The 16,362-nt window shown below is 63.3% G+C and carries 15 protein-coding genes; 1 reads left to right on the plus strand and 14 read right to left on the minus strand.

What is annotated here, in order from left to right:
- Positions 1-235 precede the first annotated feature (235 nt).
- Positions 236-1,384, plus strand: a complete 1,149-nt coding sequence (mltB, locus tag B0G69_RS01740) for a lytic murein transglycosylase B (RefSeq protein WP_121319023.1) — start codon at positions 236-238, stop codon at positions 1,382-1,384.
- A gap of 102 nt (positions 1,385-1,486) precedes the next feature.
- On the opposite strand, the gene cysM is transcribed toward mltB, so the two are convergent.
- From cysM to pheA, 14 genes are all read right to left on the minus strand, one after another.
- Positions 1,487-2,389: a cysteine synthase CysM gene (gene cysM / locus B0G69_RS01745; protein WP_121315376.1), complete on the minus strand. Its 903-nt coding sequence runs from the start codon at positions 2,387-2,389 to the stop codon at positions 1,487-1,489.
- A 315-nt stretch (positions 2,390-2,704) separates the two neighbouring features.
- Positions 2,705-3,070 (minus strand): helix-hairpin-helix domain-containing protein, encoded by a 366-nt coding sequence (locus B0G69_RS01750; RefSeq protein WP_121315377.1) that lies wholly within the window; start codon positions 3,068-3,070, stop codon positions 2,705-2,707.
- A 77-nt stretch (positions 3,071-3,147) separates the two neighbouring features.
- Positions 3,148-4,140: an ADP-glyceromanno-heptose 6-epimerase gene (gene rfaD, locus B0G69_RS01755; protein ID WP_121315378.1), complete on the minus strand. Its 993-nt coding sequence runs from the start codon at positions 4,138-4,140 to the stop codon at positions 3,148-3,150.
- Positions 4,141-4,293: 153 nt separating this feature from the next.
- Entirely contained in the window at positions 4,294-5,301 is a 1,008-nt protein-coding gene (rfaE1, locus tag B0G69_RS01760; protein WP_121315379.1) for a D-glycero-beta-D-manno-heptose-7-phosphate kinase, read from the minus strand.
- Positions 5,267-6,670: a UDP-glucose/GDP-mannose dehydrogenase family protein gene (locus B0G69_RS01765; protein ID WP_121315380.1), complete on the minus strand. Its 1,404-nt coding sequence runs from the start codon at positions 6,668-6,670 to the stop codon at positions 5,267-5,269. The genes rfaE1 and B0G69_RS01765 overlap by 35 nt, the downstream gene beginning before the upstream one ends.
- 143 nt (positions 6,671-6,813) lie before the next feature.
- Positions 6,814-7,989, minus strand: a complete 1,176-nt coding sequence (gene lapB, locus B0G69_RS01770; protein ID WP_121315381.1) for a lipopolysaccharide assembly protein LapB — start codon at positions 7,987-7,989, stop codon at positions 6,814-6,816.
- A gap of 70 nt (positions 7,990-8,059) precedes the next feature.
- Positions 8,060-8,353 (minus strand): LapA family protein, encoded by a 294-nt coding sequence (locus tag B0G69_RS01775; RefSeq protein ID WP_121315382.1) that lies wholly within the window; start codon positions 8,351-8,353, stop codon positions 8,060-8,062.
- A 405-nt stretch (positions 8,354-8,758) separates the two neighbouring features.
- The gene (locus B0G69_RS01780) at positions 8,759-9,082 is read right to left on the minus strand and encodes an integration host factor subunit beta (RefSeq protein WP_007180889.1); all 324 of its coding nucleotides are present in this window, start codon (positions 9,080-9,082) and stop codon (positions 8,759-8,761) included.
- Between the two features lie 21 nt (positions 9,083-9,103).
- A complete protein-coding gene (rpsA, locus tag B0G69_RS01785; protein WP_121315383.1) occupies positions 9,104-10,837 on the minus strand; it encodes a 30S ribosomal protein S1 in 1,734 nt (577 codons plus the stop codon).
- 165 nt (positions 10,838-11,002) lie between these two features.
- Positions 11,003-11,689, minus strand: a complete 687-nt coding sequence (gene cmk / locus B0G69_RS01790) for a (d)CMP kinase (protein WP_121315384.1) — start codon at positions 11,687-11,689, stop codon at positions 11,003-11,005.
- Between the two features lie 35 nt (positions 11,690-11,724).
- Positions 11,725-13,029, minus strand: coding sequence for a 3-phosphoshikimate 1-carboxyvinyltransferase (aroA, locus tag B0G69_RS01795; RefSeq protein ID WP_121315385.1), 1,305 nt, complete (start codon positions 13,027-13,029; stop codon positions 11,725-11,727).
- Positions 13,030-13,048: 19 nt separating this feature from the next.
- On the minus strand, positions 13,049-13,990 hold the full coding sequence (locus B0G69_RS01800) for a prephenate dehydrogenase/arogenate dehydrogenase family protein (RefSeq protein WP_121315386.1): 942 nt from the start codon (positions 13,988-13,990) through the stop codon (positions 13,049-13,051).
- A gap of 65 nt (positions 13,991-14,055) precedes the next feature.
- Positions 14,056-15,168, minus strand: coding sequence for a histidinol-phosphate transaminase (gene hisC, locus B0G69_RS01805; protein ID WP_121315387.1), 1,113 nt, complete (start codon positions 15,166-15,168; stop codon positions 14,056-14,058).
- A 95-nt stretch (positions 15,169-15,263) separates the two neighbouring features.
- Positions 15,264-16,346 carry a prephenate dehydratase gene (pheA, locus tag B0G69_RS01810; RefSeq protein WP_121315388.1) on the minus strand — a complete coding sequence of 361 codons (1,083 nt, stop codon included), beginning with the start codon at positions 16,344-16,346 and terminating at the stop codon, positions 15,264-15,266.
- Positions 16,347-16,362 lie beyond the last annotated feature (16 nt).

Here is a 16,362-nt window from a genome sequence, read left to right on the forward strand (position 1 = left end):
CCTTCCAGAGGCGCACCCTCGCGGTGCGCCGACATTCATCAAGTTACCACACGATGCCGCTGTGACGAGTTCGACACGGTTTTGCAGAAGGCGTCGGGTATACTGCCCCCGAAACTTTTTCCCCGTCTCCCGCACACTGCACCCCTTGCTCACTATGACCGTCAAGCTTGCTCTGTCTGCACGAAACCGGCTTCATCTCGGCGCGCTGGCCGCCTCATTGTCCGTCGCATCGTGCTTGGTCATGGCAACCAGTCCCGCGCTCGCGCAAGGCGTCGGCAAGAAACAGCCGGTGCTGCTCGCGCAAGGCCAGCCGCAACCGTCCGTGCCCCAAGGGCAAACGTTTGAAGAAGAGATCGTTCCGCAGCGCTACGCGAACAATGCGAATGTCGACGCGTTCATCAACGACATGGTCGCGCGCTACGACTTCGACGAGTCCGCGCTGCACACACTGTTCGCCGGCGTCAGCTATTCCGCGACTGCGGTCAAGCTCGTCACGCCCTCGCCGTCACCGGCAGTGAAGAACTGGCGCGTGTATCAGTCGCGCTTTCTCGACCCGGTTCGCATCAACGCCGGTGTGCGCTTCTGGCGTGAGAACCAGGCCACGTTGCAACGCGCGTATGAAGAGTTCGGCGTGCCGCCGGAAGTGATCGTCGGCATCATCGGCGTGGAAACGATCTACGGCCGCTACATGGGCAACTTCCGCGTGCTCGACGCGCTGACCACCCTGAGCTTCGACTACCCGAACACCGCCAATCGCGGCGACCGTCAGGCCACCTTCCGCAAGAATCTCGAAGACTATCTGGTGTGGACGCGCGACGCGCAGATCGACCCGACCACGGTGCTCGGCTCGTACACCGGCGCGATCGGCATTCCGCAGTTCCTGCCGAGCAGCATCACGCAATACGCGGTGGACTACGACGGCAACAAGCACATCGACCTGCGCACGAGCCCGGCGGACGCGATCGGCAGCGTGGCGAACTATCTGCGTCAGAACGGCTGGGAAAGCGGCCGGCCTGTGGTGTGGCGGATCGGCTCGGACGCCGGCAGCCTGGGCGTCGCGCAAGCGGCCGCCGACGGCCTGCCGGAGCCGCACTGGCCGCTCGAACAGTTGCTGCGCGCCGGGCTGCTGCTGAACGAACCGGACGTGGACGTCGCGGCAGAAGCCGGCACGCCGGTGACGGTGGTCGACCTGCCGTCGCCGGGGCGCGGCACCGAGTTCAAGCTGGGGCTGAAGAATTTCTACGTGCTGACGCGCTATAACCGCAGCTTCTTTTATGCGCTGGCGGTGTATCAGTTGGGCCAGAAGGTCAAAGCGCAGATGGAGGCAAGCAACGCCGCGAACGGCGCCACTGGCGCGACGGCGCCCAATGGCAATTCGCAATAGAGCGATCGTGATGCGCATGCTCCGTGCGTCTCACACCAGCGGACACAAAAAAAGCGCCGGTTCGACCGGCGCTTTTTCATAGGCGGGCGTGGCGATGCACGCTTACGCGGGAAAGACCCCGGTGGACAGATATCGGTCGCCGCGATCGCAGACGACGAACACGATCGTCGCATTCTCGACCTGGCGCGCGATACGCAGCGCGACCTCGCATGCGCCGCCCGACGAAATGCCGGCGAAGATGCCTTCGACCGATGCCATCCGGCGCGCCATCGCTTCGGCGGCGGCCTGGCTCACGTTCTCGACGCGATCCACGCGGCTGCGATCGAAAATTTTCGGCAGATAGGCTTCCGGCCATTTGCGAATACCCGGAATGCGCGAGCCTTCCTCCGGCTGCGCGCCGATGATCTCGATCGCCTGATTCTGCGTCTTCAGATAAGTGGACACGCCCATGATCGTGCCGGTCGTCCCCATCGACGAGACAAAGTGCGTGATGCGCCCTTCGGTGTCGCGCCAGATTTCCGGGCCCGTGCCCTCGATGTGCGAAGCCGGATTGTCCGGATTCGCGAACTGGTCGAGGATGATGCCTTTGCCTTCGCGCTGCATCTGCTCGGCCAGATCGCGCGCGTACTCCATGCCACCGGTCACGGGCGTCAGAACGATCTGCGCACCATAGGCCGCCATGCTCTGACGGCGTTCCACCGACAGGTCTTCCGGCATGATCAGCACCATCTTGTAGCCACGGATCGCCGCCGCCATCGCGAGCGCGATGCCGGTGTTGCCGCTCGTCGATTCGATCAGCGTGTCGCCCGGCTTGATGCGCCCGCGGGCTTCCGCTTTCTTGATCATCGACAGGGCCGGGCGGTCCTTCACCGATCCCGCGGGATTGTTGCCCTCGAGTTTCGCAAGCACGACGTTATTGCGGCTGCGGATTTCGTCGTCGGGGAGCCGGACGAGTTGCACGAGCGGCGTATTGCCGATCGTATCTTCAATCGTTTTGTAAGCCATATCGGTTCTGGTGCTGTCGATGCGCGGAGTCTTCAATCCATTGATTCTAAACCACCGTGCCCGCGGCCGCCGTGCGGCCCTTCTGGCGGCATGGGTGCAACACGGTCATCGCGCGCATCCGCCATGCTGCGACACGCACAAAAAACCGACGTGAGCCGTGCGCCCCGCCACGCAAAAAGCCCGCGACTGGGAACCGCGGGAGCCAGTCATCTGCACGACAGCTGAAGGAGTGTTCTTTTCACTCCGACCATGAAGGGGGTGACGGCCGCGGACCATGCGCACAGTGAAGCAAGCGCGCGCACGGCCCGCGTCGGCTTATTTCTTTACCGCCACTGCGAGGTTGCTTTTGGACGCGTCGGCCGGAGCGGCGGCGCCTTTGGTCTGTGCAGCCGCCGCAACCTGCGTGTTAGCAGCAGCGCCAGCCGGACCGACAGCGAGACCCTCCGCCTGCAGGCGCTCGACGGTATGCCCGCCCATGCCTTTGACGCGCTTGCCGAGATCGGCCGGGTCCTTGAACGGACCATGCGCTGCACGCTCGTCGAGAATGGCTTTCGCTTTGGCAGCACCGATGCCTTTGATACCGCGCAGCGCATCCTCGTTAGCCGTGTTGACGTCGACCGCCGCATACGCGTGACCGAATGCGGCGAGCATGGCCGCGGTGACCAGAACTTTTCGAAACATGTGGAACCTCCCTCGTACAACCGGTTGGCGACCATCACCAACCGGGAGATTCCAGTTTAAAGAGGGATCCGAATTATTTACACCTGGCCGAACAGCCAACGTACGTAACGATCGACACCTTCCTGCACGCTCAGGAACGGCGCATCGTAACCGGCCGCGCGCAGCTTCGACTGGTCGGCCTGCGTGAAGCACTGGTACTTGCCGCGCAGCGCGTCGGGAAACGGAATGTACTCGATCAGGCCGCGCTGCACCTGATCCGCTAGCGACAGCGCCGGCTCGTTGTTCAGCGCACGCAGCGTGTTGACCACGGTGCTCGCGATGTCGTTGAACGGTTGCGCACGGCCGCTGCCGAGATTGAAGATGCCCGATTTGTCCGGATTGTCGAAGAAGAACAGGTTGACCTTCACCACGTCTTCGACAGAAACGAAATCGCGCGTCTGCTCGCCCGATGCATAGCCGTTGTATTCGCCGAACAACTTGACCTTGCCTTCGGCGCGGAACTGGTTGAAGTTGTGAAACGCAACCGACGCCATGCGCGCCTTATGCGTTTCGCGCGGCCCGTACACGTTGAAGTAACGGAAGCCCGCAATCTGGCTCTTCGCGGTAGGCAGCACGCGCCGGATCACCTGGTCGAACAGGAATTTCGAATAGCCGTACACGTTCAGCGGCTGCTCGACTTCACGCTCTTCGACGAAGCGGCTCGACCCGCCGTACGTCGCTGCCGACGACGCATACAGAAACTGGATGTTCTGCGCGAGGCAGACATCGAGCACGTCGCGGCTGTAGCGGAAGTTGTTGTCCATCATGTAGCGGCCGTCGGTCTCCATCGTGTCCGAGCAGGCGCCTTCGTGGAAAATCGCGCGCACCTTGCCGAAGTCACCGCGCTTGAACCGCTCGACGAATTCGGTCTTATCGAGATAGTCGTCGATTTCGCAGTCGACCAGATTCTTGAACTTGTCGGCGCGCGTCAGATTGTCGACGGCGATGATGCGTTGTTCGCCGCGCTCGTTGAGCGCCTTCACGAGATTGCTTCCGATGAAACCGGCCGCGCCGGTGACGATGAGAGTCATGATGATCCTGCGGTAATGAGCCCTGCGTGGGACGGGGGTCGCGCGCTAAAACGCCGACTCCAATCGACAGCTTTGCATGGGACTTCGGTTGACGCCCCGCGGGTTCTTTTCACGCTGCGCGATGGCGCGTGACGAAAGACCCGGCGGGCCGCATCAATGAAAGAGTTCGTCGTAGTCGACGGTGGCGGTACCGAGTTTGCCGACCACGATGCCCGCCGCGCGATTCGCGAGGCCGACCGCATCGACCAGCGTGAGACCCGCGCCCAGCATGGCGGCGAGCGTGGCGATCACGGTGTCGCCCGCACCCGAGACATCATACACTTCGCGTGCGACGGCCGAAGCGTGCAAGACGCCGTCGTCGGAGAAGAGCGTCATGCCCTCTTCCGAGCGCGTCAGCAACAGCGCCTTGAACGCCAGTTCGGCGCGCAGCTTCGTCACGCGCGCGAGCAGATCCTCCTCGGACTTCCACTGACCGACGACCTCGCGCAACTCGGCGCGATTCGGTGTGATCAGCGTCGCGCCGCGATAACGCTCCCAGTCGTCGCCCTTCGGATCGACCAGCACCGGCTTGCCCGCCGCGTGCGCCTTCGCGATCATCTGCGTGACGTGGGTCAGGCCGCCCTTCGCGTAATCCGACATCAGGAACACGTCATGCGACGGCAGCAATTCGTCGAAACGCGCGAGGCCCGCGAGCAGCACTTCATGCGCCGGCGAGTTTTCGAAGTCGACGCGCAGCAACTGCTGCTGCCGCGACAGCACGCGCAGCTTGATCGTGGTGAGCAGCGCCGGATCGCGTTCGAGATGCGGCGTCACGCCGCTTTCGTCGAGCAACTGCACGATGCGCTCGCCGGGTTCGTCATGGCCGACCACGCACAGCAAGCCGGCCTGCGCGCCGAGCGCGACCGCATTGCGCGCGACGTTCGCCGCGCCGCCCAGACGGTCTTCCTGACGCTGCACGTGCACCACCGGCACCGGCGCTTCGGGCGAGATGCGGTTTACGTCGCCGAACCAGTAGCGGTCGAGCATCACGTCGCCGACCACCAGCACGCGCGCCGCGCCGAGCTGCGCGCGCGGCACGACCGTGAGCTGCGCCGCCGGCGTGGACGCGGGCGCTCCCGGCATGGCCTCAGGCATCGGCCGGAAGTTCAGAGGGTTGGGCATAGGGGCGTCCAATCGAGTGATAGTCGATGCCGAGCTCGGTCATCGCGTCCGGTTCGTAGAGATTGCGGCCGTCGAAAATCTGCGGCGACTTCAGTACCGATTTGAGGTACACGAAATCCGGACTCTTGAATTCCTTCCATTCTGTCACGACCACGAGCGCGTCGGCGCCGGTGAGCGTTTCGTCCTGCGTGCTCGTGAAGGTCAGACGCGCGAGCTGCTCGGGCGCGTCGTGCAAATCAAGCTCGAATACGCGACGCGCTTCGGTCACCGCGACCGGGTCGTACGCACGCACCTGAGCGCCACGCGCCAGTAGTTCGGCGACCACGCGACGGCTCGGCGCTTCGCGCATGTCGTCGGTATTCGGCTTGAATGCGAGGCCCCAGACGGCGAACGTGCGGCCGCTCAGATCGTCGCCGAGCTTGGCGGTGATCTTTTGAACCAGTACGTCCTTCTGCCTGTCGTTCACTTCCTCGACCGCTTCGAGGATTCGCAGGTTGTGCCCGCTCTCGCTGGCGGTGCGAATCAGCGCCTGCACGTCCTTCGGAAAGCACGAGCCGCCATAGCCGCAACCGGCATACAGGAAGTGATAGCCGATGCGCGGGTCCGAGCCGATGCCGCGGCGCACCGCTTCGATATCCGCGCCGACGCGATCCGCCAGATTCGACATTTCGTTCATGAACGAAATGCGCGTGGCGAGCATCGCATTGGCCGCGTATTTGGTGAATTCGGCCGAGCGCACGTCCATGTGCAGCGTACGTTCGTGATTGCGGTTGAACGGCGCGTACAGGCGCTTCATCAGTTCGCGCGCGCGTTGGCCGGCTTCGTCTTCGTCGCTGCCGAGCACGATGCGATCGGGTCGCATGAAGTCGTCGACCGCCGCGCCTTCCTTCAGAAACTCGGGGTTGGAGACCACCGAAAAGCGATGCTGTTCGCTGTCCGCGATTCCGCGTTTGGCGAGCTCTTCCGCGATCACCGCGCGCACCCGCTGCGCTGTGCCGACCGGCACCGTCGATTTGTCGACGACCACCTTGAAGCCGTTCATCGTGCGGCCGATGTTGCGAGCCGCCTCGAGCACGTACTGCAGATCGGCCGAGCCGTCTTCGTCAGGGGGCGTTCCGACCGCGATGAACTGCACGTCACCGTGCGCCACGCTGGCCTCGACATCCGTGGAGAACGTGATGCGGCGCGCCGCGCGCGTGCGGGCGATCATCTCCTGCAAACCCGGCTCGTGAATCGGTACGCCGCCGTTATTGAGGATTTCGATCTTGCGCGGATCGACGTCAAGACAGAAAACGTCGTGACCGATCTCAGCGAGACACGCGCCAGTGACGAGGCCGACATAGCCTGTGCCGATAATGGTGATTTTCATACGCCTTCCGGTAGAGGGTTCCGGTGATGATTGCCGGTCATGAGGCCGGGACGAACTCGCTGCAAAATCCGCCCGCGCCGGTGCTGCCGCCATGCGCAGGGCGCGGCGGCCGCGCGGTTAATGCCGCGACGCCCGCAGTGGCGTCAATTCGACGCGACAATCGGTTCGACACGACGCGGCGCATAGGTTTCCCACCCGCTGCAACCCGGGCACTGCCAATAGAAAAGCCGCGCCCTGAAGCCGCAATTCTGGCACGTATAGCGCGGCAGATTCTTGGTGCGCTGACGGATCAGCGTACGCATCAGTTCGAGCTCGCTGCGCCGCGGCTCTTCCGCGACGGCCTGCTGCGCCTCCAGTAGACGCGTCATGCCGGCCAGGTTTGGCGACTTCTGCATCTGCGAACGTGCCAGCGCGTGCGCCGCATCGGGACCGCGCAGGGACGCGACGTGCTGATAGGCTACATCGAGCAGATCGTTGGTCGGATGCCGGTCGACCCAGGCGGTAAGCAGATCGGCGCCTTCCTGCGGACGGCCAAGCGCCTCATAGGCCTTCATCACTTTCTCGGCGACCAGCGGCAGATAGGCCGGATTCTGCTCCTCGACGCGCCGCCATTGGTCGATGGCCGCGGCCTGCTCGCCGCCAGCCGCGTCGACGTCGCCGAACAGGATAGTGGCGCGCACGTTGGTCGGGTTCGCCTTCAGCGCGAAGCCGAGCTGGCGGCGGGCCTCGTCCGGATTCTTCTGCTGCAGCGCTTCCTGCGCAAGCTCGCAATGGAACTGCGCGATTTCCTTGCCGAGCGATTCGGCGCCCATCGTTTCCAGATGGCGCGCGGTGTCGATCGATTTGACCCAGTCCTTCTCGATCTCGTAGATGGTGAGGAGCGCTCGTTGCGCGCCCAACGCGTAGTCGCCGGTTTCGAGCAACCGGAAAGTTTCCTCCGCGCGATCGAGCAGGCCCGCTTTCAGGAAGTCCTGGCCCAGTTCGTAAAGCGCGTGGTCGCGCTCGCTGACCGGCAGGTCGGCGCGGCTCAACAGATTCTGATGCACGCGAATCGCGCGGTCCGTTTCGCCGCGGCGCCGGAACAGATTCCCTAGCGCGAAATGCAGCTCGATCGTTTCAGGGTCGAGCTTGACCACTTCGATGAATGCATCGATCGCCTGGTCAGGCTGCTCGTTGAGCAGGAAGTTCAGGCCGCGGAAATACGAGCGCGGCAGGTTGGCGCTTTCGGACAGCAGCGTCTTGAGGTCGTAGCGCGCAGCCATCCAGCCGAACGCGAAAGCGACGGGTATGACGAGCAGCCACCAGAAGTCTAGATCCATGCGATTAATGCAAATGAACGGGAAAGCAGGAACGGAAAGCCGCGCTCAACCTTGCGCGGCGGAAGGAAATTTAGATCAGCGGCGGCATGGGTGGTTGTTCGACCACCACTGGCGTTTCGCGCGCCGCGCGCAACTCGCGCTTGAGCCGGCCATTTTCCATGCGCAGGCGCACCGTAGTCGGCATTGCCGACACCAGTCCGGCCACCAGCCCCACCACGAAGAACGCGAGACCGATCAGGATCAAGGGCGCCGACCACACGTAGCCGGCGAGGAAATTCAACGTAGCAGGTTGTGTGTTGGAGAGCGCCAGCACCAGCAGCAGCACGAACACCAGCACACGGATCAACCAGACGATAAATTTCATGAATATGTCTCTTGACGGCAGTTGCGGGGTGACGCCGGCTCGATGACGCGTCGCGCCAATGTATTGCCCGCGCCGAAGTGACCCGTATTGTAATTGAAGCCCTCGTGGCTGGGCAGGAAGTGGCGGATTGCGGGCTTACGCGGGGTTTGTCCTGCTCTCGCCGCAAATAGGGATTGGGATGCGGTGCCTGGGGCTGGCAAAGTGACGAAGGGACGCACGCGCGTAAGCTTGGCTTGGCTTGGCTTGGCTTGGCTTGGTTTGGTGCGGTCAAGCAGCTACGACAACGCGGCTAGAAAATCTATGGGCGAAAAAAAAGCGCCCAAAGGCGCTTTTTCTGGTCTTTTGCCAACTGGCTTTGGCCGCTGACGCTACCAATGCCACGCTGCAAAACGCGCAGCGAAGCATTTACAGGTCGTCATCCGGCTCTTCCGCCTTCAACGGCTCGCCCGCGCGACGATCTACCCGCTCACGCAATTCCTTGCCCGGCTTGAAGTGCGGTACGTACTTCTCAGGTACCAGCACCTTCTCGCCCGACTTCGGATTGCGTCCGACGCGGGAGGGACGGCGGTTGAGGCCGAAGCTGCCGAAGCCGCGAATTTCGATGCGATGGCCGTTGGCAAGCGCCTCCGACATCGCATCAAGCATCGTCTTCACCGCGAAATCCGCATCTTTAAGTACAAGCTGCGGAAATCGCGTAGCCAGCTGGGCGACCAGTTCCGATTTGGTCATACTGCAGCAGACCTCTCAGGCTTACTGGTTCTGGCCGTCGAGCTTGGCCTTGAGCAGCGCGCCGAGGTTCGTCGTGCCGGTAGCAGCCGCGCTCGAATCCGACGAAGCCAAACCACGGATGGCTTCCTGTTGCTCAGCCGAATCCTTAGCCTTGATCGACAGGTTGATGCCACGCGACTTGCGATCAATGTTGATGATCATCGCGTTGACCTTGTCGCCTTCCTTCAGCACGTTGCGAGCATCTTCCACGCGGTCTTGTGCGATTTCCGAAGCGCGCAGGTAGCCTTCGACTTCAGCCGACAGCTGAACCACTGCACCCTTCGCGTCCACCGTCTTGACCACGCCGTCGACGATCGAACCCTTGTCGTTCATTGCAACGAAGTTGCTGAACGGGTCGCCTTCGAGCTGCTTGATGCCCAGCGAAATACGTTCCTTCTCGACGTCGATGCCGAGAACGATCGCTTCCACTTCGTCGCCCTTCTTGTACTTGCGAACTGCTTCTTCGCCCGTTTCGCTCCACGACAGGTCCGACAGGTGAACCAGACCGTCGATGCCGCCCGGCAGACCGATGAAGACGCCGAAGTCGGTAATCGACTTGATCGCGCCTTGCAGCTTGTCGCCCTTCTTGAAGTTGCGGCTGAAGTCGTCCCACGGGTTCGGCTTGCACTGCTTCATGCCGAGGCTGATACGGCGGCGGTCTTCGTCGATTTCGAGAACCATGACTTCGACTTCGTCGCCCAACTGAACAACCTTCGACGGTGCAACGTTCTTGTTCGTCCAGTCCATTTCCGACACGTGGACGAGGCCTTCGATGCCCGATTCCACCTCGACGAATGCGCCGTAGTCGGTGATGTTGGTGACCTTACCGAACAGGCGCGTGCCCGACGGGTAACGGCGCGAGATGCCTTCCCACGGATCGTCGCCCAGTTGCTTGATGCCCAGCGAAACGCGGTTCTTCTCTTGATCGAACTTGAGGATCTTCGCGGTGACTTCCTGGCCAACCGACAGCACTTCGCTCGGGTGACGCACACGACGCCATGCGATGTCGGTGATGTGCAGCAGGCCGTCGATACCGCCGAGGTCCACGAACGCGCCGTAGTCGGTGATGTTCTTGACCACGCCTTCCACGATCGCGCCTTCCTTCAGCGTTTCGAGCAGCTTTGCGCGCTCTTCGCCCTGGGTTGCTTCGATCACGGCACGACGCGACAGCACGACGTTGTTACGCTTGCGGTCGAGCTTGATGACGCGAAATTCCAGCGTCTTGCCTTCGTACGGGGTCGTATCCTTGACCGGACGCGTATCGACCAGCGAACCCGGCAGGAACGCGCGGATGCCGTTGACCATGACGGTCATGCCGCCCTTGACCTTGCCCGTGATCGTGCCGGTCACGAGTTCGTTGTTGTCGAGCGCTTTTTCAAGCGACAGCCATGAAGCCAGACGCTTCGCCTTGTCGCGCGACAGGATCGTGTCGCCATAGCCGTTTTCCAGCGCGTCGATCGCGACGGAAACGAAGTCGCCCGCCTGCACTTCTACCTCGCCCGCGTCGTTCAGGAACTCTTCGAGCGGGATGTAGGCTTCGGACTTGAGACCAGCGTTGACGACCACGAAGTTGTGGTCAACACGCACGACTTCGGCGGAGATCACTTCGCCGGCGCGCATGTCTTGCTTGGTCAGCGACTCTTCGAACAGAGCCGCAAAAGATTCGGTATTCGGGGTAGAGGTTTGCAGGTCGGACATAAAAATCAAAATTTGCATGGTTCTCGCGGTGCCCGGCTGGCCGGACGGTCAGCAACTTCGGCAAGAAAGCGAATGCCACGCGGGGTTAAAGGGTTAATACAACGCTTCGCGACAATCGCGAAGCACCTACTGACAACGGACTTCTACGGCGCCCACGCGCTGACTCAAAACACTGCTCCTGGATCAGCCATGCGGGACCAAAGCTTCATACCATTGCACCACCTGTTCGACCGCCTGGTCGACCGACAACGCGGAGGTATCAAGCAGCTTTGCATCCGCTGCAGGCTTGAGTGGCGCGGCGGCGCGCTGACTGTCACGCTCGTCGCGCTCACGCAAATCCCGAAGCAAGTCATCCATATTAGCAGAAAATCCTTTTTGGATCAATTGCTTATGCCGGCGCGCCGCGCGGGCCTCGACACTGGCGGTCATGAACACCTTCAGCACGGCGTCCTGGAAGATCACAGTGCCCATGTCGCGGCCGTCGGCAACCAGCCCCGGCTCCTTGCGAAAGGCCCGCTGACGCGCCACCAGCGCGGCTCGTACGGGCGCGTGCACGGCGATCGCCGACGCGCGGCTGCCGACGTCCTCGGCGCGAATTTCGGCCGACACGTCGACGCCGTCGAGCTGCGCCAGCCCCTCGCGGAAAGTGATATGCAGGTCGTCGATCAGTTCGACAAGGGCGTCGGCATCGTCAGGCGCGATGCCGTAACGCAGGCTGGCCAGCGCGGCGAGTCGGTACAACGCGCCGCTATCCAGCAGGTGAAAGCCTAGGCTCGCGGCAACCAGCGCGGCCACGGTGCCTTTGCCGGAGGCACTCGGGCCGTCGATCGTAATGACGGGCGTCTGGTGAAAGGGACGGGTCGGTTTCATCGAAAAAGTCGCACGTCAGTCGATTCGGGGTCGAATCAGGGTTGAGCGAGCGCGGTGAAGCGCTCGAAATAATCGGGAAACGTCTTGCCGACGCACTTCGGATCGTTGATGCGGATCGGCACGCCGCCGAGGCTCACCAGCGAGAAGCACATGGCCATCCGGTGGTCGTCGTAGGTGTCGATTGAAGCGTTCGGAATCAGCTTTTCAGGCGGCGTGACGACGAGAAAATCCTCGCCCTCCTGCACCTTCGCGCCGACCTTGCGCAGCTCGGTCGCCATTGCGGCGATCCGGTCGGTTTCCTTGACGCGCCAGCTGGCAATGTTGCGCAGCGTGGTCGTGCCGTCCGCGAACAGCGCGGCGACGGCAATCGTCATGGCCGCGTCGGGGATCAGGTTGAAGTCCATGTCGATCGGATCGAGCTTGCCGTGGTCGTTGCCGACACCGCGCACTTCGATCCAATCGTCGCCCATCTGCAGGTTCGCGCCCATCTTGATGAGTGCATCGGCAAAGCCGACATCGCCCTGGATGCTCGCGCGGCCCACGCCTTCCACTTTCAGCGGCCCGCCGCCGAGCGCCCCGGCCGCGAGAAAATATGAAGCGGACGACGCATCGCCCTCGACCATGATCGTACCCGGCGACTGATAGCGCTGGCCCGACGGCACGACGAACTGGTGCCAGCCGTGACGCTCGACCTCGATGCCGAAGCGCGCCATCAGCTTGATCGTGATCTCGATGTACGGCTTCGAGATCAGTTCGCCGTCCACCTGCACGGTGGTCACGCCGCTTTCGGTGCGCAACAGCGGCAGCGTCATCAGCAGCGAGGTCAGAAACTGGCTCGACACGTCGCCGCGCACGCGGATCGGCGCGTCGGCGGTGATCCGCGCCGGGCGAATCCTCAGCGGCGGATAGCCTTCGTTCTCTTCGTAGTCGATCTTCGCGCCGATCTGGCGCAAGCCGTCGACCAGATCGCCGATTGGCCGCTCGTGCATGCGCGGCACGCCGTGAATCCGGTAATCGCCGCCATTCACGGCCAGCGCCGCGGTCAATGGACGCACCGCCGTGCCTGCATTGCCGAGGAACAGGTCGGCCTGGCGCGCGGTAAAGGCGCCGCGCGTGCCGGTCACGACGCAGGCGTCGCCGTCGCGCTTCAGACGCACGCCGAGCTTTTCGAGCGCGTCGAGCATCACGCGAGTGTCGTCGGAGTCGAGCAGGTTCGTGATCGTCGTTTCGCCTTCGGCGAGCGCCGCGAGCAGCAACACCCGGTTCGAAATGCTCTTCGAGCCGGGCAGACGAACCGTGCCGGACGCACGAGAAAATGGTCCGAGATCGAGGAATTCCATGATTGAGTCCAGTTTCCGGTTATTTCGACGCGTCGCTTTGGGCCGTGCCCGCCGCGCGCTGTTCCTGCCATTCGGTGCGGGCGACCCGCGAGCGCGCGAATACGGCTTCGAGCGCGGCGCCGTCGGCGGCGTCGAGCGCCGCGCGCAGCCGCGCGAGTACCGCGGTGTACGCGTCGAGTTCGTCGAGCAGCGCGACGCGATTGGCGACGCACACGTCGCGCCACATTTCCGGGCTCGACGCGGCGATCCGCGTGAAGTCACGGAAGCCGCCCGCCGCGAACGAGAATTTCAACGCGGCGTCGGGTGAATTGAGAATCTGCTCGACCAGCGCGAACGACAGCACGTGCGGCAAATGGCTGACCGACGCGAACACGCGGTCGTGCTGCGCGGGCGTCATTTCGCGCACGAGAGCGCCGGTGGCGCGCCACATCGCCGCGACCCGCTCGACTGCCTGCGGCGCGTTCTCCGGCAGCGGGCACAGCACGACGTTGCGATTTACATACAGATCGGGCAAGGCGGCATCGACGCCGCTCGACTCGCGGCCGGCAATCGGATGCCCCGGCACGAACTGGCCGATCCGCGCGCCGAGCGCCGCACGAGCGGCGCCGACTACGTCCGACTTCGTGCTGCCAGCATCGGTGACGATGGTGCTCGCGTCGAGATGCGGCGCGATGCGTTCGAGCAACGGCTGAGTCTGCGCGACGGGCGCCGCCAGCAGCACGAAGTCGGCGCCGGATAGCGCCTCACGCAGTGCGGCGTCGTCGCTCAACGCCGCGGCGCCGTCGATTACGCTCAAGGCCAAAGCGCGCTCGCTCGACGCGGACGAACGCCCGACGCCAATCACCTTGCGTGCTCCCTCGGTCTCGCCGCGTTCACGCAGAGCGCGCGCGAGCGATCCGCCGATCAACCCGACACCGAAAATCACCAGCTTGTTAAAAGAAAACGCGGCCACGTCGGTCACAGGAAAAGCGCGCCAGTCATGCCGATCAAGTTTGCCGATCAGGCGCGCGGGTCGAGAAGTACCGCTTACGCGGTGGCGAGCGTCTTTTGGAGCGCCGCGAGGAATGCTTCGTTTTCTTCCGGCAGGCCGATCGTAATGCGCAGCCATTGCGGCAAACCATAGTTGCCGACCGGACGCACGATCACGCCCTGCTTCAGCAATGCGAGGTTGACGCGATTGCCGGCCGCGTCGTCGTTGCCGACGCGCACCAGCACGAAGTTGCCGTCCGACGGCACGTACTCGAGACCGAGCTTGTCGAACGCCTCGGTCAAGCGGCGATAGCCTTGCGCGTTCAGCTCCGCGCTCTTCTCGAGAAACGCCTTGTCGTTCAATGCGGCGATGGCCGCGGCTTGCGCCAGCGTATTCACATTGAACGGCTGACGCAGACGGTTCAGCAAATCGGTCAATTCAGGCTGGGCAATCGCGAAGCCGACGCGCAGGCCAGCAAGGCCGAACGCCTTCGAGAACGTGCGCGAGACCAGCAGATTCGGATAACGGCGCGCCCATGCGATCGAGTCGTAACGCTTGTCCTGCGGCAAATACTCGGTGTACGCCTCGTCGAGCACCACGGCCACATGGCGCGGCACTTTGTCGAGAAACGCTTCCAGCTTCGGACCTTCGATGAAGGTGCCGGTCGGATTGTTCGGATTGGCGACGAAGACGAGGCGCGTATCGTCGGTGATCGCGGCAAGCATCGCGTCAAGGTCGTGACCGTACTTGACGGCCGGCACGACGATCGCGCGCGCGCCCACGCCTTGCGTCGCGAGCGCGTAGACCGCAAACGAATACTGCGCGAAGACGATCGACTGCTCCTTCTCGACGAACGCGTGCGCGGCGATTTCGAGGATGTCGTTGCTACCGTTGCCGAGCGTGATCCAGTCGGCCGGCACGTCGTAGCGCTCGCTCAGCGCAGCCTTCAGTTCGAAACCATTCGCGTCCGGATAGCGGCCGAGTTCGCTCGCGGCTTGCACCATCGCGCGTTGCGCCGACTCGGGCATGCCGAGCGGATTCTCGTTCGATGCCAGCTTCACGATGGTCGCTTCGTCCAGACCGAACTCGCGGGCCACTTCCGAAATCGGCTTGCCGGCGATGTAAGGCGCGATCGCGCGCACGTAGGAGGGGCCGAAAGACGCTGTCATGAATATCTCCGAACGACTATGTGTAATTGAATATGCGGCTGGGCGGCCCGATGCCGCCCGAGTCTCATTGCTTGCATTGCGTTGGCAGCTCGCCGTCAGCGGGCGCGCGGATACGAGCCGAGTATCTTCAGAAACGCGGCTTTTTCGCCGAGTTCGGTCAGCGCGGCGGCAACCGCCGGATCGTCGCGATGGCCTTCGACGTCGATGTAGAAGTAGTACTCCCACGTGCCGACGCGAGCCGGACGCGATTCGAAACGGGTCATCGACACGCTATGGCGCGCGAGCGGCTCCAGCAGCTTGACCATCGCGCCCGGCTCGTTGACCACCGACACGATCAGCGAAGTCTGGTCGTAACCGCTCGGCCCGGCCGGCTGCTTGCCGATCATCACGAAGCGCGTGCGGTTGTGCGGGTCGTCCTGAATCAGCGCGTTCACCACCAGCAGACCGTAGTGGGTCGCGGCACGATCGCCGGCGATGGCCGCGACGCTCGGATCTTCCGCCGCCATCCGCGCGGCTTCCGCATTGCTCGACACCGCCTGGCGCTCCAGATGCGGCGCGTTGGTCGACAACCAGCGCTGGCACTGGGCGAGCGCCTGCGCATGCGCGCAGACGCGCTTCACGCCCGTGAGGCCGCCGTTCAGCGTCAACAGATTGTGGTGGATCGGCAAGGCCAGTTCGCCACCGATCGTGAGCTGCGTTTGCAGCAGCAGATCGAGCGTGCGCGACACCGCGCCTTCCGTTGAATTCTCGACCGGCACGACGCCGAATTCCGCCGCGCCCGCTTCGACCGAACGGAACACTTCATCGATCGAGGGGCACGGCAGGCCTTCGATCGACTGACCGAAGTACTCGTGCATCGCCTGTTCGCTGTAGGTGCCGACCGGCCCGAGGTACGCCGCCTTGATGGTCTTTTCGAGCGCGCGGCTTGCCGCCATGATCTCGCGCCAGATCGCGCTGATATGCTCGCTCGCGAGCGGCCCTTCGCTCATGTCCTGCAAACGCGCGATCACCTGCTGCTCGCGTTCGGGGCGGAACACCGGCGCGTTGAAATGCTTCTTGACCTCGCCCACTTCGAGCGCCACCGCGGCGCGCTGGTTGAGCAGTGCGATCAACTGCGCGTCGAGCGCGTCGATGCGATCGCGCAGGGGTTTGAGTCGGGTATTGAGTTCGTCGTCCATTGCGTGAAAACGGTCC

It is taken from the genome of Paraburkholderia sp. RAU2J, from assembly GCF_003634845.1.
GTDB classification, from domain to species: Bacteria; Pseudomonadota; Gammaproteobacteria; order Burkholderiales; family Burkholderiaceae; genus Paraburkholderia; species Paraburkholderia fynbosensis.